Here is a 20,025-nt window from a genome sequence, read left to right as displayed (position 1 = left end):
GGCCATGGCTAAGACTATTAAAGTAACACAAATTCGCAGTTCAATCGGCCGTCTGCCTAAACATAAGGCAACTCTGGTTGGTTTAGGTCTGCGTCGTATCGGTCATACAGTAGAGCGTGAAGATACTCCGGCTATACGTGGTATGATTAACTTGGTTTCCTATATGGTTAAAGTTGAGGAGTAACAGATGCGTTTAAATACTCTGTCTCCGGCTGAAGGTGCCAAGCATGCGCCTAAACGTGTAGGTCGTGGTATTGGTTCTGGCCTGGGTAAAACTGGTGGCCGTGGTCACAAAGGTCAGAAATCTCGTTCTGGCGGTGGCGTACGTCGCGGTTTTGAAGGTGGTCAGATGCCTTTATATCGTCGTTTGCCAAAATTTGGCTTCACTTCACGTAAGGCAATGGTTACAGCAGAAGTTCGTTTGTCTGATTTTTCTGCCGTTGAAGGCGATATTATCGATCTGAACGCACTGAAAGCCGCAAACATCGTAGGCATTCAAATTGAATTTGCGAAAGTTATACTTTCTGGCGAAATCAATCGCGCAGTAACTGTGCGTGGCCTGCGTGTTACTAAGGGCGCCCGTGCTGCAATTGAAGCTGCTGGCGGTAAAATTGAGGAATAAGTAACAGATGGCTAAACAACCAGGATTAGATTTTCAAAGTGCTAAAGGTGGACTGGGCGAGCTGAAACGCAGACTGTTGTTTGTTATTGGAGCGCTGATTGTTTTCCGTATTGGCTCTTTTATTCCTATTCCTGGTATTGATGCCACTGTGCTTGCCAAATTGCTCGAGCAGCAAAGAGGCACCATCATTGAAATGTTTAACATGTTCTCTGGTGGTGCTTTAAGTCGTGCTTCTATCTTTGCGCTGGGAATAATGCCGTATATTTCTGCGTCTATTATTATCCAGCTGCTGACAGTGGTTCATCCAACGTTAGCTGAGATTAAGAAGGAAGGAGAATCTGGTCGTCGTAAGATTAGTCAGTATACCCGTTATGGCACTTTAGTGCTGGCTATATTCCAGTCGATCGGTATTGCTACCGGTTTGCCGAATATGCCAGGTATGCAAGGGCTGGTAATTAACCCAGGATTTGCTTTCTACTTCACGGCTGTTGTGAGCTTGGTTACTGGAACGATGTTCCTGATGTGGCTGGGTGAGCAGATTACTGAGCGAGGTATTGGAAACGGTATTTCTATCATAATCTTTGCTGGTATTGTTGCGGGTTTACCGCCGGCTATTGGCCATACCATCGAGCAAGCTAGGCAAGGCGATCTGCACTTCCTCCTGTTGCTGTTGGTTGCAGTGTTAGTGTTTGCAGTAACTTTCTTCGTTGTTTTCATGGAGCGTGGCCAACGACGTATCGTTGTTAACTATGCGAAACGTCAACAGGGTCGCCGAGTTTACGCAGCACAGAGTACACATTTACCGTTGAAAGTGAATATGGCTGGGGTTATCCCCGCAATTTTTGCTTCCAGCATCATTCTTTTCCCTGGTACCATAGCTTCTTGGTTCGGGGGGGGAACCGGTTGGAACTGGCTGACTACTATTTCAATGTACTTGCAGCCTGGGCAACCGCTTTATGTGTTACTCTACGCGTCTGCAATCATCTTCTTCTGTTTCTTTTATACCGCGTTGGTTTTCAACCCGAGAGAGACAGCAGATAACCTGAAGAAGTCCGGTGCATTTGTACCAGGAATTCGTCCGGGAGAGCAAACGGCCAAGTACATTGATAAGGTAATGACACGACTGACTTTGGTTGGTGCGATGTATATTACTTTTATCTGCCTAATCCCGGAGTTCATGCGTGATGCTATGAAAGTACCATTTTATTTTGGCGGTACTTCACTACTTATCGTAGTTGTGGTCATCATGGACTTTATGGCTCAAGTGCAAACTCTAATGATGTCAAGTCAATACGAGTCTGCATTGAAGAAGGCAAACCTTAAAGGTTATAACCGCTAATTGGTTTGCTCGAGAAGTTACGGAGAGTAAAAATGAAAGTTCGTGCTTCCGTCAAGAAATTATGCCGCAACTGCAAAATCGTTAAGCGTAACGGTGTCGTTCGTGTGATTTGCAGCGCAGAGCCTAAGCATAAACAGCGCCAAGGCTAATAAAATAGCATATTTTTCTTGCAAAGTCGGTTTGAGCTGGCTAAATTAGCCAGCCAATCTTTTTTATATCACAGCAACATTGTTTGAGTATCCTGAAAACGGGCTTTTCAGAATAGTGTTGCCGTAAATAATTCTAGGAGTGCATAGTGGCCCGTATAGCAGGCATTAACATTCCTGATCAGAAGCATACCGTAATCGCTTTAACATCGATCTACGGAATTGGTAAAACTCGCTCTCAAGCCATTTGTGCTGCAGCGGGTATTGCTGAACATGTTAAGATCAGTGAGCTGTCTGAAGAGCAAATTGACAAGCTGCGTGACGAAGTTGCCAAATACGTTGTAGAAGGTGATTTGCGTCGTGAAGTAACCCTGAGCATCAAACGTCTGATGGATCTTGGTACTTATCGTGGTTTACGTCACCGTCGTGGTCTACCAGTTCGCGGTCAGCGTACTAAGACCAATGCACGTACCCGTAAGGGTCCACGTAAGCCGATCAAGAAATAATCGGGGTATTGTATAATGGCAAAAGCACCTATTCGTGCACGTAAGCGTGTAAGAAAGCAAGTCTCTGACGGTGTGGCTCATATCCATGCTTCTTTCAACAACACCATCGTGACTATTACTGACCGTCAGGGCAATGCCCTGGGTTGGGCAACTGCTGGTGGTTCCGGTTTCCGTGGTTCTCGTAAATCTACTCCGTTTGCAGCCCAGGTTGCGGCAGAGCGCTGCGCTGAAGCAGTGAAAGAATACGGGATTAAGAACCTGGAAGTTATGGTTAAAGGACCAGGCCCAGGCCGCGAGTCAACTATCCGTGCGTTAAATGCGGCAGGTTTTCGCATCACTAACATTACTGATGTGACTCCGATCCCTCATAACGGTTGTCGTCCACCTAAAAAACGTCGCGTTTAATAGCGTTTACTTTTTAGGTTTGTTGGAGAAAGAAAATGGCAAGATATTTGGGTCCTAAGCTCAAGCTGAGCCGTCGCGAGGGTACAGATCTATTTCTGAAATCTGGCGTTCGCGCGATTGACACCAAGTGTAAATTGGAACAACCACCTGGGCAGCATGGCGCACGTAAACCGCGCTTATCTGACTATGGTGTACAGTTACGTGAAAAACAAAAAGTTCGTCGTATTTACGGTGTTCTAGAGCGTCAATTCCGTAACTATTATAAAGAAGCAACTCGTCTGAAAGGCAACACAGGTGAAAATTTGCTGAGTTTGCTGGAAGGTCGCTTGGACAATGTTGTTTACCGTATGGGTTTCGGTGCAACTCGTGCTGAATCACGCCAAATGGTGAGCCACAAGGCTATCATGGTAAATGGTCGTGTTGTTAATATTGCTTCTTATCAGGTATCCCCGAATGACGTAGTCAGCGTTCGTGAAAAATCGAAAAAGCAGTCTCGTATTAAGGCGGCTTTAGAGCTGGCTGAGCAGCGTGAGAAACCAACTTGGTTGGAAGTTGATGCTGTGAAGATGGAAGGTGTGTTCAAACGTATTCCAGAACGTGCCGATCTGTCCGCTGATATCAACGAACACCTGATCGTCGAGCTTTACTCTAAGTAAAGCTTAGCACCAAAGAGAGGACACAATGCAGGGTTCTGTGACAGAGTTTCTAAAACCGCGCCTGGTAGATATCGAGCAAGTCAGTTCGACGCACGCCAAGGTGACCCTTGAGCCATTAGAGCGTGGCTTTGGCCATACTCTAGGCAACGCACTGCGCCGTATTCTGCTTTCGTCTATGCCGGGTTGTGCGGTGACTGAGGTTGAGATTGATGGTGTACTGCATGAGTACAGCACCAAAGAAGGTGTACAGGAAGATATCCTGGAGATTCTCCTCAACCTGAAAGGGCTGGCGGTAAGAGTTCAGGGCAAAGATGAAGTTATTCTTACCTTGAATAAGTCTGGCATTGGCCCTGTGACTGCAGCCGACATTATCCACGACGGTGATGTCGAAATCGTCAAGCCGCAACATGTAATCTGCCACCTGACAGACGAAACTGCTTCTATTAGCATGCGTATTAAAGTTCAGCGTGGTCGGGGTTATGTGCCGGCTTCTGCCCGGATTCATTCGGAAGAAGATGAGCGCCCTATTGGTCGTTTGTTAGTAGACGCTTGTTATAGCCCAGTAGAGCGTATTGCCTACAATGTTGAAGCAGCGCGTGTAGAACAACGTACCGATTTGGACAAGTTGGTTATCGAGATGGAGACTAACGGCACAATCGATCCTGAAGAAGCGATTCGCCGTGCAGCTACCATTTTGGCTGAACAGCTGGAAGCTTTTGTTGATTTACGTGATGTACGTCAGCCAGAAGTAAAAGAAGAGAAGCCAGAGTTTGATCCGATCCTGCTGCGCCCTGTTGACGATCTGGAATTGACTGTCCGCTCTGCTAACTGTCTTAAGGCAGAAGCTATCCACTACATCGGTGATTTGGTACAGCGTACCGAGGTTGAGTTACTTAAGACGCCTAACCTGGGTAAAAAATCTCTTACAGAGATCAAAGACGTACTGGCTTCACGTGGCTTATCTCTGGGCATGCGCTTAGAAAACTGGCCACCAGCAAGTATTGCTGATGAATAACTAGATCACAGGTTAAGGTTTTACTGAGAAGGATAAGGTCATGCGCCATCGTAAGAGTGGTCGTCAATTGAACCGCAACAGCAGCCATCGCCAAGCTATGTTCCGCAATATGGCAAGTTCTTTGGTTCGTCATGAAATCATCAAGACGACTCTGCCTAAAGCGAAAGAACTGCGTCGCGTCGTTGAGCCGCTGATTACTCTTGCCAAGATCGACAGCGTAGCTAATCGTCGTCTGGCATTCGCCCGTATTCGTGATAACGAAATCGTGGCAAAACTGTTTAATGAGCTGGGCCCGCGTTTTGCGAGCCGTGCAGGTGGTTACACTCGTATTCTGAAGTGTGGCTTCCGTGCTGGTGATAATGCTCCGATGGCATACATCGAGCTTGTTGACCGTGCTGCTGAGCCTCAAACAGAAGTTGCGACTGCGGAGTAATCTGTAGAGCATGTAAAAGAACCGGGTTTATCCCGGTTTTTTTACATCTGTATGTTCGAATATCTCACTTATTTCTTTCAATCCTGTTATGCTGATATTTCAAACAATATTATCTATTGTAGGAGGTATAAAGATGTATCGTATTGGACAACTAGCTAGATTAGCGAATGTGACACCTGATACAGTACGTTTCTATGAAAAACAGGGAATGATGGAACATCAGAACCGTACTGAGGGGGGATATAGGCTTTATACTGAGCAAGATCTACAGCGTCTTCGATTTATACGTTATGCTAAGCAGTTAGGATTTACATTGGAAGCTATTACTGAATTATTGTCTATTCGTGTAGATCCTGATCATCATACTTGTGAAGAATCGAAGCAAATTGTAGATTCTAGATTGGTGGAAGTGGAGGAGAAACTTCTTGAAATGCGAAAGATGCGTGATTCACTTAAGAGGTTAAGTGATGCTTGTTGTGGTAGTTCTCATATAAGCACATATTGTTCCATTCTTGAAACATTAGAGCAAGGCGCTTTAAATAAGGAATAAATAATTTCCTTGTATTATTGGAAATTTAACAAATAGAATTTCTATTTTTTAGACAAGTGAAGATGACAAAGGAATATTATGACTGTATATCACCATAAAAAAGGTGTAATAAAAGATAATGCTATTGAAGCTCTATTGCGTGATCCACTATTCAAACAACGAGTTGAGAAAAATAAAAAAGGGAAAGGAAGCTATACAACATTATTACGTTACGTCATCGAAATAAATTTCTAATTTTGATGATGCCAAATTCCAGTTCTGGATGGGTATTTAATTTTTTGTACGTTTGAAATCCAGATGAAATAGTATCAATAAACTATTTTAATTAGTGAGGATCATCACTCTATTTGTCTCCGTCAGTTTCTTAAGCTGATGATATACCTGTGCTCATTGAAACTGCTTGATTTTCGCCCAAATGAGGTTCAGGGTATCCGTCATGAAAATATTCATTACCGATGAACAAAAAGCCGAACTTGAGCACCTCCATCACACCTGCCATGATAAGAGGGAGAGTGATCGCATCAAAGCGGTCCTTCTGGCCTCTGAGGGCTGGAGTTCTGTCATGATCGCTCAGGCCCTGCGCCTGCATGAAACGACCGTTAATCGTCATATCAGCGATTACCTTAATCACCGCAAACTGAAGCCCGAAAATGGCGGCTCTCAGAGCCACCTCAGCGAAACACAGACGCAGGAACTTATCGCTTATCTGACCGCAAATCTTCTGCCCACCACACAGGCGGTTATCCGCCTTGAAAAACCGGTCGGCTTCAGAGAGCCATTTTTTATATCAGGTTCATCAGCAGGCCGATATGCCGTTCATGTCATCAATTATCTGTCGTCGCAAAACCAGATGGTAACTGCTTAACTTACTGAGCTAATGCCGTTTTTCGTTGGCTCTTTTATTTAATGAACACCGTCTGATGTGCCGTAACGGCCCAGGCTATTCGGGCCAGTTTGTTCGCCAGCGCGCACGCCACAACGTTCGAGTGATGGCGGGCAAGCTGCCTGTTCACCCACTCTGCCAGACGCCCTGGATTATGCTCCAGCCGCTGCATAAAGGCCCTGGCACACTGCACCAGCAGCCGTCTCAGATTTTTATCACCCCGCTTGCTGATGCCTATCAGTGTCGTTTTTCCACCCGTGCTGTACTGGCGGGGAATCAGCCCTGTTGAAGCCGCAAAGTCACGGCTGCAGGCAGAGTTTTTACCGTCCCCCAGCCGCATGGCTAACAGACTCGCCAACGCCAGGAATGGTCAGCAGGCGTTGCGCGGTTTCATCTTCCGCCAGATGCGTTTTCAGTTCCTTATCGACTTCCTCAATTTTTCCGCTGAGGTAAACATAATGACTGTGGAGTCTGCTCAGAACCCTTGCCAGATAAGGCGGAAAGTCATTTTCTTCCAGCATAGCGGCCAGACGTCGTATCACGGCAATACCGCGCGGCAGACTGACGCCGAACTCCAGCAAAAAAGCGTGCATCTGATTGGTGGTTTTAACGCGTTGCCGTATCAATGCGTCTCTGACGCGATGGAGGGCGGCCATCGCCTGTTGGTCCTCTGTGCGGGGGGGCACAAAGCGCATGGAGGGCCGGGAAGCTGCCTCGCAGATAGCTTCAGCATCGACAAAATCGTTCTTGTTACTCTTAACAAAAGGACGGACGAACTGCGGAGAAATCAGCGTTGCCTCATGGCCTAAATCAGCGATCCGGCGAGCCATAAAGTGCGCCCCACCGCAGGACTCCATCACTACGGTTGCAGCCTTGCAGGAACCGAGAAAATTAATAAGCTGAGTGCGGGAAAACTTCTTACGCAGCAGGGTGTTACCCTGCCTGTCCTGACAGTGGACATGGAAGGAATGTTTACCGAGATCGATACCAATAAGCGTAACGTTTTGCATGATGGTTCCCTCTAAAATAAAATACCCTGCTAGCGTACCTCTCACAGGATGGGGGTGATCATCTCATTAACCGAGCTGACTGCGGTGCCTTGAATGCTCTATTTGAGAAATATTTTTGAGCTGATCCACGACCGTTTCTATCAGAAATCGCCTTCTTAACATCAGCTTATCCCAGAGAGATAACGCTTTTGCTTTCATGTTACTACGGACATGAGTGATTAACGTTATTCCTTCTGCTTCCAGTTCATCGCACAGGGCCTGTGACAAATACCCTTTATCGCCAAACCCCCTGTTAACCCTTGTACCAACGCTTTGACGGGATGACGATCATCTTGATTTCCTGAGGTCAACTTAACCGCTAAAAGTTCACCACAATCGTTGATAACCCGATGAAGTTTAAAACCCTAAAACCAGCCTGTACTCGTTTTCCTTCGCTGGGCAACGCCCTCAAATACGCGATGACGGGGAATACGGCGGTTGTGACAAACGGCAATTTTGGTTGAATCAATAAAAGCGTGCCCCAGGGTTTTAGCCTTGCGTGACGAAAGAAAAGCACAGAGAGGAATGAGCGACCTTTGCTTCAAGGTTAACATACGGGTGTAGCTGACCAATCCGGGAAAATCGGCCTGAAGATAGTGTTTAACATGCTGAATATAAAACGTTTTAAAATCACGATAATGGCTCATGTGGAATAAAATGAGTGTCGTCATCACTTCACTGAGAGAAAAGGAAGCGTCGCGGCGACGTTTGAGCAAGCCATTTTCAATTAACTGTTGATGCCAGAGAGGAATAAATTGTTGGCAAAAGTCATCGACGCCGCAGTAAAGTTCTTCTAAATTAGACATGCCTGAGGATCTCCACGATTCTGTTTTATTTAGCAAAAACTTTGATCGTGTCTCAGGCACTTAGTTCTCTTCTTAAGCAAACCTCAGGTTAACTAACCCGAATTCCGTTTAAACCGTCACTGGAACATCTTCTTCTGAGTAGAAAATTTTCAGTGATGGTTTCTTCCATTTTAGGCAGTAGGCAATCACACCGCCTAAAACAGTCAACATAAATCCTGTTATACTTCGGTGGCGAGAATGCTCTATTTGAGAAATTTCTTTTAATTGACCATTAATGGTTTCAATGATAAAATGCTTTAATAACATTATCCTATCCCACTCTGCCTGTGCCTTTGCTTTCATGTTATGGCGTTTTTTCGTGATGAAAGTGACACCCGTTTGCGCTAAATCGTCCGCCAGTTCCTGGCTAAGATAGCCTTTGTCACCATAAAGAGAACCCGTTAATTCTTTTACTAAATCGCGGACAGGTTCTCGATCATCCACATGACCGGAGGTGACTTTGAGTGCCAAAATTTTGCCCTGATGGTTAACAATCAAGTGTAATTTGAAACCGTAAAACCAGCCCATTGAGGTTTTTCCTCGCTGTGCTACCCCCCTCAAACACCTTATGCTGGGGAATACGGATGTGATGACACACGCGTAAACTCGTGGAATCAATAAAAGCAATTCCCGTGGGTTTTCCTTTTAATTGAGTCAGATAACTGCACAGTGGAACCAAAACGGAAGGCGCGACACTGACAAAACGGGTATAACTGAGCAAGGTTGGAAAATCGTGATGATGATATTTCCAAATATGATCCAGATAAAAATGTTTAAAATTACGGTAATGCGACAGGTGAAAGAGGATCAAAATAGTCATAATTTCACTGTGATACATATGACCTTGCCTGCGCCGCAGACGATAGCCGTTGTCGAGACAAAATTGCGCCCATTGAGGAATGAAAAAACGACAAAAGTCATCGACATCGCAGAAAATTTCAACTAATTTGTTCATTGCCTGTTCCTCCCCAGAGCGGTTTTTGGTGTGCACCAAAACTTTGCTCTTGGAACAGGCACTTCGTCAATTCCTTATTCAGAATTCAGGTTAACTAGATAAAATAAGGGCGTAATAGTGGTATGTAAAGCTATTTAGTAGTAATACAATGCTGTACAGAAGTTACGTCAAAAATTACGTTGCCAATTAAATTAGTAAAATCACCTTTCATGACAAATTTATAAGCCGCCTTAAAAAAATCATATATTCTTTTGACTATTTGACTGACAGATAATTGTTTTTTAAACGCTTAAAGAAAAAAAGGGCTTGGCTGGAATAGTTTCTCTACTTCAGGAACAAATTTCTTATCTGTAATAAACATAACGACATGATCTCCTTGTTCGATGACGCTGTAGTCATTAGCAATAATCACTTCATCACCGCGAGCTATTGCTCCAATTGTGGTACCTGGTGGTAATTTTATATCACCTACAGCTCGACCAACAACTTTTGAGGTTTTTTCATCTCCATGAGCAATCGCTTCAATAGCTTCAGCTACTCCTCGACGTAATGAAGAAACACTGACAATATCTGCTTTACGAACATGACCTAGCAGAGCTGAAATAGTTGCTTGTTGCGGGGAGATTGCAATATCAATGACACCGCCTTGTACCAAGTCGACATATGCACTACGTTGAATGAGAACCATAGCCTTTTTAGCTCCCATGCGTTTGGCAAGCATTGCAGACATGATGTTTGCCTCGTCATCGTTGGTTAGAGCAATAAATACATCTACCTGCTCTATATGTTCTTCGGCCAGTAACTCTTGATCCGATGCATCCCCATAAAAAACAATGGTGTCATGTAATAATTCGGCTAGTTCTGTAGCTCTTTGCTGATTTCGTTCAATTAATTTAACTCTGTAATCTTTTTCAAGACGTAATGCGAGTCCGGCACCTACATTACCACCACCAACTATCATAATACGTTTGTAGGGTTTCTCTAAGCGTTGTAGTTCACTCATTACAGCACGAATGTGTTGTGATGCAGCAACAAAGAAAACTTCGTCACCAGCTTCAATAATTGTAGAGCCTTGCGGTCTTATCGGGCGATCTTGACGAAATATTGCAGCAACTCTGGTATCAATGTGTGGCATGTGTTCACGGAGTGAAGAAAGTGCATTTCCTACAAGTGAACCACCGTAATAAGCTTTTACTGCAACAATACTTACCCGCCCTTCGGCAAAGTTAACAACTTGTAAAGCTCCGGGATATTGAATTAGTTTGTAAATATAATCTATGACAAGTTGTTCTGGCGAGATAAGGTAATCAATAGGAATATCATCAGGGAGAAAAAGTTTCTCTGCTTCCCGGATATATTCTGCTGCACGTATTCTTGCAACTTTATTCGGTGTATTAAATAAAGAATATGCAATTTGGCATGCAATCATGTTAGTTTCGTCAGAATTAGTTACAGCAACTAACATATCAGCATCTTCAGCACCAGCTTCTCTTAATACTCTGGGATGAGAACCATGACCATTGACTACTCTGAGATCGAATTTATCCTGTAGTTGGTGCAGGCGGTTGGGGTCAGTATCGACGATAGTGATATCGTTATTTTCGCCTACCAAATTTTCAGCTAATGTACCACCAACTTGCCCAGCACCAAGAATAATTATTTTCATAGAGTTTTCTAATTTATTAGAAACGGATAATTATCTCTATAAGTATAGAGGTATATCACCGTTTAATTAATCGAGCGTAAAAAAAACCATCACCGCCAGTTAACTCAGGTATTATTTGCTTTCCTGGAGCTTCTCTTGTGTCTGGTCCTGATAATTCTGCATCTGGATGGCGTTTTAGAAACGCATTGATCTGTTGGCTATTTTCATCCGGTAAAATAGAACAGGTTGCATATACCAGTGTTCCACCTTTCTTTAGATATGGCCAGATTGCATCAATAATCTCAGATTGTAATTGAACTAACTGAGCGATATCTTCTTCGCGACGCAGCCATTTGATATCAGGGTGGCGGCGGATTACTCCTGTTGCTGAACAAGGAGCGTCTAGAAGAATGCGATCGAATTGCTGATTTTCAGCCCAATACTCAGGATAGCGTCCATCACCGATTTTTACTGTGGCGTGGCAATTAAGGCGTCGGAGGTTTTCTTCTACTCGTTTGAGCCTTTGCCCATCAATATCTACAGCTAATACTTGAGATTCTGGTGCTATTTCGAGGAGATGTGTTGTTTTTCCTCCTGGTGCCGCACAAAGATCGAGAATTTTTTCCCCATTAATCGGTTGCAATAACTCGGCGCACCCTTGTGCAGACACATCTTGAACAGTGACCCAACCTTTGTCAAATCCAGGTAATATTGCTACAGGACAAGGGGAAATTACACGGATAGCAAAAGGTAATTCGATAGCTGGTTCCGCATCAATTCCTGCTTTATGAAGAAGGGTAAGATATTCATCCCGGCTGTGATATATACGATTAACACGTAACCACATAGGTGGTTTTTGATTATTAACATTAATAAGTTGTTGCCATTCTTGTGGGTAGGCTTTTTGGATTCGAGTTGATAACCATTCAGGGTGTAAATGGTAGCTAGAGTGACTTTGTGAATGTTCTATTAACTGTAATTGCTGTCTCTGAAATTGGCGAAGGACACCATTAATCAACCCTTTTAACTGAGGATACTTTAGAGTTACGACTCCATTTACTGTTTCAGCAAGTGCTGCATGAGCAGGAATACGGGTATACGCAAGTTGGTATATTCCGACCATAAGAAGGTAGTGAATAGTACGTTGTTTACCTTTTAATGGTTTTGCCATTAATTGGATTATTATCCATTCTAACTGAGGTAATACACGCAATACCCCGAAAGAGAATTCCTGTAATAAGGATTTATCTTTATCAGTTATATTCTGTTGTAGTTTAGGTAAGACAGTACTGAGAGACTGTCCTTGATCTAGAACTTGAGTGATTGCTTTCGCAGCGATACTTCGCAAATTATATGTGTTTTTCATAGTTAAAAAGGCTGATAAAAGACAGCATTAATAGAAAGTTATTCAGCTAATTTGATACCTGGTGTAAACCATTCACGTTTGGAGTTGAGTAGATTTTCTGCTGACATTGCCTTTTTACCGGCTGGTTGTAATTGTGTGATATTCAGAATTCCATTAGCAGTAGCAATATGAATGCCTTTCTTATCTGCTTGTAGCACAGTTCCTGGTTCTGCTGAAGTTTGTTTTTCAATGACATCTGCTTTCCAAATTTTAACAGGCTGTCCTTCTATCTCGAAAAAGCTCATGGGCCAGGGGTTAAATGCACGAATACAGCGTTCAAGATGGGCCGCGGATAATTTCCAATTTATTCGGGCTTCTTCTTTGCTTAGTTTTTCAGCATAGGTAACTAATTTTTCGTTTTGAGTTTCAGGTTGGCTTTTACCTGATGCTATTAATGATAATGTCTTAAGCAGCGCATTTGGCCCAATATTGGCCAATTTCTCGTATAAACTGGCGCTAGTATCTTCAGGTGCAATAGGACAACTTGCTTTATATAACATGTCGCCGGTATCAAGACCTATATCCATTTGCATAATAGTCACTCCCGTTTCCGCGTCACCGGCCCAAAGTGAACGTTGAATTGGTGCTGCACCACGCCAACGTGGTAATAGGGAACCATGTACATTTAGGCAACCTAATCTTGGGATGTCCAAAACAGCCTTAGGGAGGATTAATCCATATGCTACAACTATGATAACATCAGGTTGTTGTTTGAGAATCCATTGCTGATTTTCTTCTGAACGTAAAGTGGCTGGCTGAAAAACAGTAATATTATGTTCTTCTGCCAATACTTTTACGGTACTGGGTGTTAGTTTTTTACCTCTCCCGGCCGGCCTATCTGGTTGGGTGAGAACACCAACCACCTCATGTTGAGACGTTAATAAAGTCTCTAAATGGCGTGCCGCAAAGTCAGGTGTTCCGGCAAAAACAATACGTAAAGAATCAGGCACGTTTATTTCCTGTATTAATATAGTTTATTGGGTTCGGGTTCTTTGTTTATATAATTTTTCTACTTTCTGGCGTATACGCTGGCGTTTCAGCGGAGATAAGTAATCTACAAAAAGTTTACCAATTAAATGATCCATCTCGTGCTGAATACAAATAGCTAGCAAGCCATCAGCTTGTAATTCAAATGATTGACCATTGTAATCTAAGGCCCTGATTTTAACTTTTTCAGCTCGTGACACTAGTGCTCTCTGCTCAGGAATGGACAAGCAACCTTCTTCAATCCCTGTTTTACCATTTTTTTCCAGTAACTCTGGATTTATCAGTACAAGGCGTTCATTACGAGTATCTGATACGTCAATAACGATAATACGCTGATGAATATCAACTTGTGTTGCTGCTAGGCCAATTCCGTCTTCTGCATACATAGTTTCGAACATATCATCAACGATACTCTGAATCTTTGCATCAACTTTTTCAACGGGTGTTGCAATAGTGCGAAGCCGCTCATCTGGGTAATGTAATATTTGTAATATTGGCATATATGTTTAGATTTGTATCCAAAATGTGAATGGTATTCTATGCCTATTCTAGACATTTCCCGTCTGGATTGACAGTATCGATTGCTAATTAAACAGTTTGGTTTTGTCCGTCAATCTCAGTCAGGATGACATATGGAAGCTATGGAAGTATGGTTGCGAATGAAGATGATCTCTCATTTGGCAACAGAAAAAGCAGTAAATATTGTAGAAAGGTTATTGCATGCCGGGAATCGTTATTCCACTGTACTGAAAGATAGTGGGTTATCACCAGTACAATGTTTGCAATTTACTAAAGCAAATAAAACTGTACTAACTTCGTGTTTAAAGTGGCTTGAACAGTCAGAACATCATTTATTGACATATTCTCACCCTTCGTATCCACTTCTATTAAAGCAGATACATGCTCCACCTCTTGCGCTTTTTGTATCAGGAAAATTAGAACTCCTTCTAAAGAAACAGATAGCAATGGTTGGGAGTCGGACAGCAAGCTATTATGGAGAAAAATGGGGAAAAATTTTTGCGGGCGAATTGGTTGGACATGAGTTAGTTATAACTAGTGGTTTAGCTATCGGTATTGATGGTATTTGTCACCGTTCTGCACTGGATAGTGGAGGTGAAACAATTGCAATACTAGGTAGTGGGCTTGGGCATATTTATCCACATAGACATGTGTCGTTAGCAAAACAGATAGAAGAAAATGGCGCTCTTGTTTCTGAATTTTTTCCGGACACTCCTCCGCGCGCAAAAAATTTTCCTAGAAGGAATCGGATTATCAGTGGGTTAAGTTCGGCAGTTATCGTTGTAGAAGCGAGTAAAAATAGTGGGTCGTTAATTACAGCACGTTGTGCACTTGAACAAGGAAGAGATGTATTTGCATTACCCGGTCTTTTGGGTAATTCAGTGAGTGAAGGGAATCATTGGTTAATAAAGCAAGGTGCATATCTGGCTACAAGCGCAATGGATATTGTAGAACATGTTTATGGTTCACTGCAGTGGTTGCATATGGAAGGAACAAAACAAGAAGTAAAGCCACAATTTGAGCAAACTGAGTTGCCATTTGCTGATGTACTAGTTAACGTAAGTGACGAGATAACTTCTGTTGATATCATTGCTCAGCGTTCTTTATTACCTATAAATGAGGTAATGGCAAAGCTCCTTGAACTGGAATTACTGGGTAAAGTGGCTGTAGTTGCTGGTGGTTATGTCCGTGTAAATTAATTAACTAAGTGGCCTGAGTTTTGCTCAATGTCATGTAAAAATAAATTTCAAGTGAAAAAATGGTATGGCAAAAATAGTTCCTTTTACCGCTAATGAAGCTGAATGTTGCCCTGAATGTGGTTCTATATTAGCCATCCGTAATGGCATTCATGGCCCATTTCTTGGATGTTCTGATTATCCATCATGTCAATATATTCGTTCATTAAAAGGACAAAGTGACGGCCATGTGGTAAAAGAACTTGAAGGGCAGACATGTCCTGCATGTGGAGCTAGTTTAGCTTTACGTCAAGGGCGCTATGGAATGTTCATTAGTTGTAGTCGTTATCCTGAATGCGACCATGTAGAATTGATTGATAAACCGGATGAAACGTTGATAGCTTGCCCTCAATGCAAACAAGGGCAACTATTGCAAAGAAAATCACGTTTCGGAAAAATTTTTCACGCGTGTAACGGTTACCCTAATTGCCAGTTTGCATTAAATAGTAAACCAGTTTCGGGTGAATGTGTGTTTTGTCGCTATCCGTTGCTGATGGAAAAACGTACATCACAAGGTACAAAGTTATTCTGTGCTAGTAAGATGTGTGGAAAACAGCAAATAAAATGAAACAGAGTTACAAAATGAGTAATGAAGCATCACCTGCATTTGAAAATGTATTAACAGCATTAAAAGCAGAAAAAGTGATTGCCTATCCGACAGAAGCGGTTTTTGGACTGGGATGTGATCCTGATAGTGTAAAAGCAATAAATGAACTGCTTATATTAAAGAAGCGTCCGTGGCAAAAAGGGTTGATTCTTATTGCAGATAATTATGAACAATTACAGCCATATCTTGATGATAAGCTTCTAACGGCAAAACAAAAAGAAGCTATGTTTACTTGTTGGCCTGGGCCTATGACTTGGGTAATACCTGCCAAATCTAGTACATCTAAATGGTTGACAGGGCAATTTTCTACCCTGGCTGTTAGAGTTAGTGATCATCCTTTGGTAAAGCAGTTATGTACTTTTTATGGAAAGCCATTGGTATCAACCAGTGCAAATTTGAATGGCCTAGAACCATGTAGAACAGCGGAAGAAGTTAGGCAACAGTTTGGAGATAAACTTCCTATATTAAATGGTGATGTTGGAGGGCGTGAAAATCCTTCAGAAATTCGGGATGCTTTAACTGGTGAACTTTATCGTCAAGGGTAAATAAATATGAATCGATTTGCCGTCTTTGGTAATCCTGTTACGCATAGTAAATCTCCTCGTATCCATCAGTTGTTTTCTGAGCAAACAGGTATTGAGTATCGTTATGGGAAGATTTTGGCTCCTATAAATAAGTTTGAAGAGACATTGGACATGTTTCTTAAACAGGGCGGGATAGGAGCTAATATTACTGTACCATTCAAAGAGCAGGCATTTATCCGGGCAAATGAGCTAACTGAACGGGCAAAATTCAGTGGTGCAGTCAATACGTTGAAATTGCTGGATAATAATCAATTGCTTGGTGATAATACGGATGGCATAGGGTTATTAACAGATTTGATGCAACTCGGATTTATTACGCAGGGGCAACATATTTTAATTATTGGAGCTGGTGGTGCAGTTAGAGGTGTTTTATCTTCACTATTAGGATTTGGCTGTGAAATTACAATTACAAACCGGACGTTTAATCGTGCAGCCCAGGTTGCTTATGATTTCTCGTCAATAGGTAGCATTAAGCCTGTTGAAATGAAAACATTAAATAGACCTGAATTTGATCTTATTATTAATGCGACTGCGTCTGGCATTAATGGTGAGATCCCAGAGATATCTCCGTCAATATTTAATGAAAATTGTGTTTGTTATGACATGTTTTATCAGGCTAACTTGACGCCTTTTACTTCCTTTGCCAAAAAACATGGTGTTTCTAGTTATGCTGATGGGTTAGGGATGTTAGTGAGGCAGGCTGCTCATTCATTTAAATTATGGCATGGTGTACTGCCAGAAGTTGCTCCTGTATTGCTAACATTAAAACAGGAGTTACATTCATGAATCAATCTGTCCAATTTCCTGATAGAGAGGAGTGGAACGAACAAGAGCAGATAGTCATTTTTCCTGCACTAGTAAATGGATTATTGGTTCAATGTGTTATAAGTGCCAAGGATCTTTTATACCGTTATGGGGAAGATCATCATCCACTAAGTCTTTTTCGACAAAATCGTTGGGATCTAGAGGAAGAATTCGAATTAGTAATTAATAATGGGGATGATGATCGTTTCGGACGTTACATGTTACCTTCCTGCAAATAGTTGTTTTTCAAACTAACGTAGTGACTTGCTGAATAACGTAATGTATCTAATTCTTCAGATTTTAGTTTTCTTACTGGACGGGCAGGGCTGCCAATATAAAGGTATCCACTTTCTAATATTTTTCCTGGGGCTACTAAGCTGCCAGCTCCAATAATAACGTCTTCTTCAATAACTGAGCCATCAAGTAGAATGGAGCCCATACCGATGAGGACTCGATTACCAATAGTGCAGCCGTGAAGTATAACTTTATGCCCGATGGTGACATCATTCCCGACAATTAAAGGAAAACCACCAGGATTATCAGCGGATTTGTGTGTCACATGTAATACAGAACCATCTTGGATATTAGTACGTGTGCCAATAGATACATAATTAACGTCTCCACGGATGACAACTAAAGGCCATATACTGACATCATCAGCAAGCTTGACGTCACCAATGATTACACTAGATGGATCTAACATAACTTTTTGGCCAATTTTAGGTTGAGTACCAAGGTAACTACGTAACACTCCAGACATATATACCTCTAATGAAGGGCTCTAATGAAAGAAATGGGGATCTGCTATTCTTAAGGATCTTAGTGAGGAAAATACTAATATGCAATATTATAAAGAAGCTTATTGGGCTTAGTTAAAATCGATTGAATTTAACTCATTAAGTATGAAAAAACACCTACTGGTAATAAATCTAAAAAAAAGGGTTGTGTAAAAATTTAAGATCCCTATAATGCGCCACCACTGACCGACACAACGCTGATAAACGTTGTCAGGCCAGGCAGAGAAAAGCCAATAAGGGCTTGACTCTGCGGGCGGAAAGCGTAATATACGCAGCCCGGCTGACCGAGAATATTAATTTTTGATTTGGCCTGCTCTTTAACAATTAATCAGACAATCTGTGTGGGCACTCACAAGACGGTATCACAAAAAAATATGTTTTAAGTCTTGAAGAGTGAACAACAGTTAATTCATTACGAACTAACAGGACGATTCTTTGAGCATCAAACTTTAAATTGAAGAGTTTGATCATGGCTCAGATTGAACGCTGGCGGCAGGCCTAACACATGCAAGTCGAGCGGTAACAGGAAAGTGCTTGCACTTTTGCTGACGAGCGGCGGACGGGTGAGTAATGTCTGGGGATCTGCCCGAGGGCGGGGGATAACCACTGGAAACGGTGGCTAATACCGCATGATGTCGCGAGACCAAAGTGGGGGACCTGAAAGGGCCTCACGCCCTCGGATGAACCCAGATGGGATTAGCTAGTAGGTAGGGTAATGGCCTACCTAGGCGACGATCCCTAGCTGGTCTGAGAGGATGACCAGCCACACTGGGACTGAGACACGGCCCAGACTCCTACGGGAGGCAGCAGTGGGGAATATTGCACAATGGGCGCAAGCCTGATGCAGCCATGCCGCGTGTATGAAGCAGGCCTTCGGGTTGTAAAGTACTTTCAGCGGGGAGGAAGGGTTTGGCCTGAAGAGGGTTAAATTTTGACGTTACCCGCAGAAGAAGCACCGGCTAACTCCGTGCCAGCAGCCGCGGTAATACGGAGGGTGCAAGCGTTAATCGGAATGACTGGGCGTAAAGCGCACGCAGGCGGTCAATTAAGTTAGATGTGAAATCCCCGGGCTCAACCTGGGAATGGCATCTAAGACTGGTTGGCTAGAGTCTCGTAGAGGGGGGTAGAATTCCATGTGTAGCGGTGAAATGCGTAGAGATGTGGAGGAATACCGGTGGCGAAGGCGGCCCCCTGGACGAAGACTGACGCTCAGGTGCGAAAGCGTGGGGAGCAAACAGGATTAGATACCCTGGTAGTCCACGCTGTAAACGATGTCGATTTGGAGGTTGTGGCCTAGAGCTGTGGCTTCCGGAGCTAACGCGTTAAATCGACCGCCTGGGGAGTACGGCCGCAAGGTTAAAACTCAAATGAATTGACGGGGGCCCGCACAAGCGGTGGAGCATGTGGTTTAATTCGATGCAACGCGAAGAACCTTACCTACTCTTGACATCCAGAGAAGACCTCAGAGATGAGGTTGTGCCTTCGGGAGCTCTGAGACAGGTGCTGCATGGCTGTCGTCAGCTCGTGTTGTGAAATGTTGGGTTAAGTCCCGCAACGAGCGCAACCCTTATCCTTTGTTGCCAGCACGTTGAGGTGGGAACTCAAAGGAGACTGCCGGTGATAAACCGGAGGAAGGTGGGGATGACGTCAAGTCATCATGGCCCTGACGAGTAGGGCTACACACGTGCTACAATGGCGGATACAAAGTGAAGCGACCTCGCGAGAGCAAGCGGAACACACAAAGTCTGTCGTAGTCCGGATTGGAGTCTGCAACTCGACTCCATGAAGTCGGAATCGCTAGTAATCGTAGATCAGCATGCTACGGTGAATACGTTCCCGGGCCTTGTACACACCGCCCGTCACACCATGGGAGTGGGTGGCAAAAGAAGTCGGTAGCCTAACCGCGAGGGGGGCGCTGACCACTTTGTGATTCATGACTGGGGTGAAGTCGTAACAAGGTAACCGTAGGGGAACCTGCGGTTGGATCACCTCCTTACCTGAGATGCGTTGAGTGCAGTGCTCACACAGATTGTCTGAT

Annotated in this window: 20 protein-coding genes, 1 rRNA gene and 5 pseudogenes; 18 read left to right on the top strand and 8 right to left on the bottom strand. The window is 43.4% G+C overall.

Annotated elements, in window-relative coordinates; translation table 11 throughout:
• The first annotated feature begins 4 nt into the window (after positions 1–4).
• The 12 genes and pseudogenes from rpmD to BDD30_RS11260 all read left to right on the top strand — a co-directional run.
• On the top strand, positions 5–184 hold the full coding sequence (gene rpmD, locus BDD30_RS11315) for a 50S ribosomal protein L30 (RefSeq protein ID WP_011148777.1): 180 nt from the start codon (positions 5–7) through the stop codon (positions 182–184).
• 3 nt (positions 185–187) lie between these two features.
• Positions 188–622 (top strand): 50S ribosomal protein L15, encoded by a 435-nt coding sequence (rplO, locus tag BDD30_RS11310; RefSeq protein WP_015836269.1) that lies wholly within the window; start codon positions 188–190, stop codon positions 620–622.
• Between the two features lie 7 nt (positions 623–629).
• Complete coding sequence (gene secY, locus BDD30_RS11305; RefSeq protein ID WP_015836268.1) at positions 630–1,961, top strand: preprotein translocase subunit SecY; 1,332 nt, start codon at positions 630–632, stop codon at positions 1,959–1,961.
• A gap of 32 nt (positions 1,962–1,993) precedes the next feature.
• Positions 1,994–2,110: a 50S ribosomal protein L36 gene (gene rpmJ / locus BDD30_RS11300; protein WP_002227352.1), complete on the top strand. Its 117-nt coding sequence runs from the start codon at positions 1,994–1,996 to the stop codon at positions 2,108–2,110.
• Positions 2,111–2,256: 146 nt separating this feature from the next.
• Positions 2,257–2,613 carry a 30S ribosomal protein S13 gene (rpsM, locus tag BDD30_RS11295; RefSeq protein WP_011148774.1) on the top strand — a complete coding sequence of 119 codons (357 nt, stop codon included), beginning with the start codon at positions 2,257–2,259 and terminating at the stop codon, positions 2,611–2,613.
• Between the two features lie 15 nt (positions 2,614–2,628).
• Positions 2,629–3,018 carry a 30S ribosomal protein S11 gene (rpsK, locus tag BDD30_RS11290; RefSeq protein WP_002919257.1) on the top strand — a complete coding sequence of 130 codons (390 nt, stop codon included), beginning with the start codon at positions 2,629–2,631 and terminating at the stop codon, positions 3,016–3,018.
• 35 nt (positions 3,019–3,053) lie between these two features.
• Positions 3,054–3,674, top strand: coding sequence for a 30S ribosomal protein S4 (rpsD, locus tag BDD30_RS11285; RefSeq protein WP_015836266.1), 621 nt, complete (start codon positions 3,054–3,056; stop codon positions 3,672–3,674).
• 25 nt (positions 3,675–3,699) lie between these two features.
• Positions 3,700–4,689 (top strand): DNA-directed RNA polymerase subunit alpha, encoded by a 990-nt coding sequence (locus BDD30_RS11280; protein ID WP_011148772.1) that lies wholly within the window; start codon positions 3,700–3,702, stop codon positions 4,687–4,689.
• 40 nt (positions 4,690–4,729) lie between these two features.
• The gene (rplQ, locus tag BDD30_RS11275) at positions 4,730–5,122 is read left to right on the top strand and encodes a 50S ribosomal protein L17 (protein WP_015836265.1); all 393 of its coding nucleotides are present in this window, start codon (positions 4,730–4,732) and stop codon (positions 5,120–5,122) included.
• Between the two features lie 133 nt (positions 5,123–5,255).
• Complete coding sequence (gene zntR / locus BDD30_RS11270) at positions 5,256–5,672, top strand: Zn(2+)-responsive transcriptional regulator (RefSeq protein ID WP_041382568.1); 417 nt, start codon at positions 5,256–5,258, stop codon at positions 5,670–5,672.
• Positions 5,673–5,750: 78 nt separating this feature from the next.
• Positions 5,751–5,867: pseudogene (locus tag BDD30_RS11265) on the top strand (alternative ribosome-rescue factor A); the annotation flags it as partial.
• 241 nt (positions 5,868–6,108) lie between these two features.
• A pseudogene (locus BDD30_RS11260) lies at positions 6,109–6,417 on the top strand (helix-turn-helix domain-containing protein); the annotation flags it as partial.
• Between the two features lie 154 nt (positions 6,418–6,571).
• Here the strand turns inward: BDD30_RS11260 and BDD30_RS11255 are convergent.
• The 7 genes and pseudogenes from BDD30_RS11255 to def form a co-directional block, all read right to left on the bottom strand.
• Positions 6,572–7,565: pseudogene (locus BDD30_RS11255) on the bottom strand (IS110 family RNA-guided transposase).
• A 69-nt stretch (positions 7,566–7,634) separates the two neighbouring features.
• Positions 7,635–8,410 (bottom strand): annotated as a pseudogene (locus BDD30_RS11250) (IS982 family transposase); the annotation flags it as partial.
• 108 nt (positions 8,411–8,518) lie between these two features.
• A pseudogene (locus BDD30_RS11245) lies at positions 8,519–9,404 on the bottom strand (IS982 family transposase).
• 289 nt (positions 9,405–9,693) lie between these two features.
• On the bottom strand, positions 9,694–11,070 hold the full coding sequence (gene trkA, locus BDD30_RS11240) for a Trk system potassium transporter TrkA (RefSeq protein ID WP_015836255.1): 1,377 nt from the start codon (positions 11,068–11,070) through the stop codon (positions 9,694–9,696).
• A gap of 55 nt (positions 11,071–11,125) precedes the next feature.
• The gene (rsmB, locus tag BDD30_RS11235) at positions 11,126–12,415 is read right to left on the bottom strand and encodes a 16S rRNA (cytosine(967)-C(5))-methyltransferase RsmB (protein WP_015836254.1); all 1,290 of its coding nucleotides are present in this window, start codon (positions 12,413–12,415) and stop codon (positions 11,126–11,128) included.
• 38 nt (positions 12,416–12,453) lie between these two features.
• Positions 12,454–13,404: a methionyl-tRNA formyltransferase gene (gene fmt, locus BDD30_RS11230; RefSeq protein ID WP_015836253.1), complete on the bottom strand. Its 951-nt coding sequence runs from the start codon at positions 13,402–13,404 to the stop codon at positions 12,454–12,456.
• A 24-nt stretch (positions 13,405–13,428) separates the two neighbouring features.
• Entirely contained in the window at positions 13,429–13,941 is a 513-nt protein-coding gene (def, locus tag BDD30_RS11225) for a peptide deformylase (RefSeq protein WP_015836252.1), read from the bottom strand.
• Between the two features lie 132 nt (positions 13,942–14,073).
• On the opposite strand from def, the gene dprA reads away from it, so the two are divergent.
• The 5 genes from dprA (at position 14,074) to BDD30_RS11200 (ending at position 17,429) form a co-directional block, all read left to right on the top strand.
• Entirely contained in the window at positions 14,074–15,159 is a 1,086-nt protein-coding gene (gene dprA, locus BDD30_RS11220; protein WP_015836251.1) for a DNA-protecting protein DprA, read from the top strand.
• Positions 15,160–15,223: 64 nt separating this feature from the next.
• Positions 15,224–15,763, top strand: a complete 540-nt coding sequence (locus tag BDD30_RS11215; RefSeq protein WP_015836250.1) for a topoisomerase DNA-binding C4 zinc finger domain-containing protein — start codon at positions 15,224–15,226, stop codon at positions 15,761–15,763.
• A gap of 14 nt (positions 15,764–15,777) precedes the next feature.
• On the top strand, positions 15,778–16,347 hold the full coding sequence (tsaC, locus tag BDD30_RS11210) for an L-threonylcarbamoyladenylate synthase type 1 TsaC (RefSeq protein ID WP_015836249.1): 570 nt from the start codon (positions 15,778–15,780) through the stop codon (positions 16,345–16,347).
• A 6-nt stretch (positions 16,348–16,353) separates the two neighbouring features.
• Complete coding sequence (gene aroE / locus BDD30_RS11205) at positions 16,354–17,172, top strand: shikimate dehydrogenase (protein ID WP_015836248.1); 819 nt, start codon at positions 16,354–16,356, stop codon at positions 17,170–17,172.
• Positions 17,169–17,429, top strand: coding sequence for a DUF1488 family protein (locus tag BDD30_RS11200; RefSeq protein WP_041382565.1), 261 nt, complete (start codon positions 17,169–17,171; stop codon positions 17,427–17,429). Before aroE ends, BDD30_RS11200 begins: the two co-directional genes overlap by 4 nt.
• Here the strand turns inward: BDD30_RS11200 and BDD30_RS11195 are convergent.
• Positions 17,405–17,950: a gamma carbonic anhydrase family protein gene (locus tag BDD30_RS11195; RefSeq protein WP_015836247.1), complete on the bottom strand. Its 546-nt coding sequence runs from the start codon at positions 17,948–17,950 to the stop codon at positions 17,405–17,407. The genes BDD30_RS11200 and BDD30_RS11195 overlap by 25 nt on opposite strands.
• Positions 17,951–18,438: 488 nt before the next feature.
• On the opposite strand from BDD30_RS11195, the gene BDD30_RS11190 reads away from it, so the two are divergent.
• A 16S ribosomal RNA gene (locus BDD30_RS11190) occupies positions 18,439–19,983 on the top strand.
• Positions 19,984–20,025: the final 42 nt, after the last annotated feature.

Origin of the sequence: Photorhabdus asymbiotica (genome assembly GCF_003634575.1) — a bacterium.
Taxonomy (GTDB): domain Bacteria; phylum Pseudomonadota; class Gammaproteobacteria; order Enterobacterales; family Enterobacteriaceae; genus Photorhabdus; species Photorhabdus asymbiotica.
The sequence above is the reverse complement of the archived record's forward strand: the minus strand, read 5'-3'. Positions and strand labels throughout refer to the sequence as shown.

Excerpts from the sequence above, each read along its gene's own strand:
- BDD30_RS11195 (WP_015836247.1), bottom strand. The coding sequence starts at position 17,950 with ATGTCTGGAGTGTTACGTAGTTACCTTGGTACTCAACCTAAAATTGGC.
- zntR (WP_041382568.1), top strand. The coding sequence starts at position 5,256 with ATGTATCGTATTGGACAACTAGCTAGATTAGCGAATGTGACACCTGAT.
- BDD30_RS11280 (WP_011148772.1), top strand. The coding sequence starts at position 3,700 with ATGCAGGGTTCTGTGACAGAGTTTCTAAAACCGCGCCTGGTAGATATC.
- dprA (WP_015836251.1), top strand. The coding sequence starts at position 14,074 with ATGGAAGCTATGGAAGTATGGTTGCGAATGAAGATGATCTCTCATTTG.
- tsaC (WP_015836249.1), top strand. The coding sequence starts at position 15,778 with ATGAGTAATGAAGCATCACCTGCATTTGAAAATGTATTAACAGCATTA.
- aroE (WP_015836248.1), top strand. The coding sequence starts at position 16,354 with ATGAATCGATTTGCCGTCTTTGGTAATCCTGTTACGCATAGTAAATCT.
- BDD30_RS11200 (WP_041382565.1), top strand. The coding sequence starts at position 17,169 with ATGAATCAATCTGTCCAATTTCCTGATAGAGAGGAGTGGAACGAACAA.
- rplQ (WP_015836265.1), top strand. The coding sequence starts at position 4,730 with ATGCGCCATCGTAAGAGTGGTCGTCAATTGAACCGCAACAGCAGCCAT.
- rpmJ (WP_002227352.1), top strand. The coding sequence starts at position 1,994 with ATGAAAGTTCGTGCTTCCGTCAAGAAATTATGCCGCAACTGCAAAATC.
- trkA (WP_015836255.1), bottom strand. The coding sequence starts at position 11,070 with ATGAAAATAATTATTCTTGGTGCTGGGCAAGTTGGTGGTACATTAGCT.
- rpsK (WP_002919257.1), top strand. The coding sequence starts at position 2,629 with ATGGCAAAAGCACCTATTCGTGCACGTAAGCGTGTAAGAAAGCAAGTC.
- secY (WP_015836268.1), top strand. The coding sequence starts at position 630 with ATGGCTAAACAACCAGGATTAGATTTTCAAAGTGCTAAAGGTGGACTG.
- rsmB (WP_015836254.1), bottom strand. The coding sequence starts at position 12,415 with ATGAAAAACACATATAATTTGCGAAGTATCGCTGCGAAAGCAATCACT.
- rplO (WP_015836269.1), top strand. The coding sequence starts at position 188 with ATGCGTTTAAATACTCTGTCTCCGGCTGAAGGTGCCAAGCATGCGCCT.
- def (WP_015836252.1), bottom strand. The coding sequence starts at position 13,941 with ATGCCAATATTACAAATATTACATTACCCAGATGAGCGGCTTCGCACT.
- BDD30_RS11215 (WP_015836250.1), top strand. The coding sequence starts at position 15,224 with ATGGCAAAAATAGTTCCTTTTACCGCTAATGAAGCTGAATGTTGCCCT.
- rpsD (WP_015836266.1), top strand. The coding sequence starts at position 3,054 with ATGGCAAGATATTTGGGTCCTAAGCTCAAGCTGAGCCGTCGCGAGGGT.
- rpmD (WP_011148777.1), top strand. The coding sequence starts at position 5 with ATGGCTAAGACTATTAAAGTAACACAAATTCGCAGTTCAATCGGCCGT.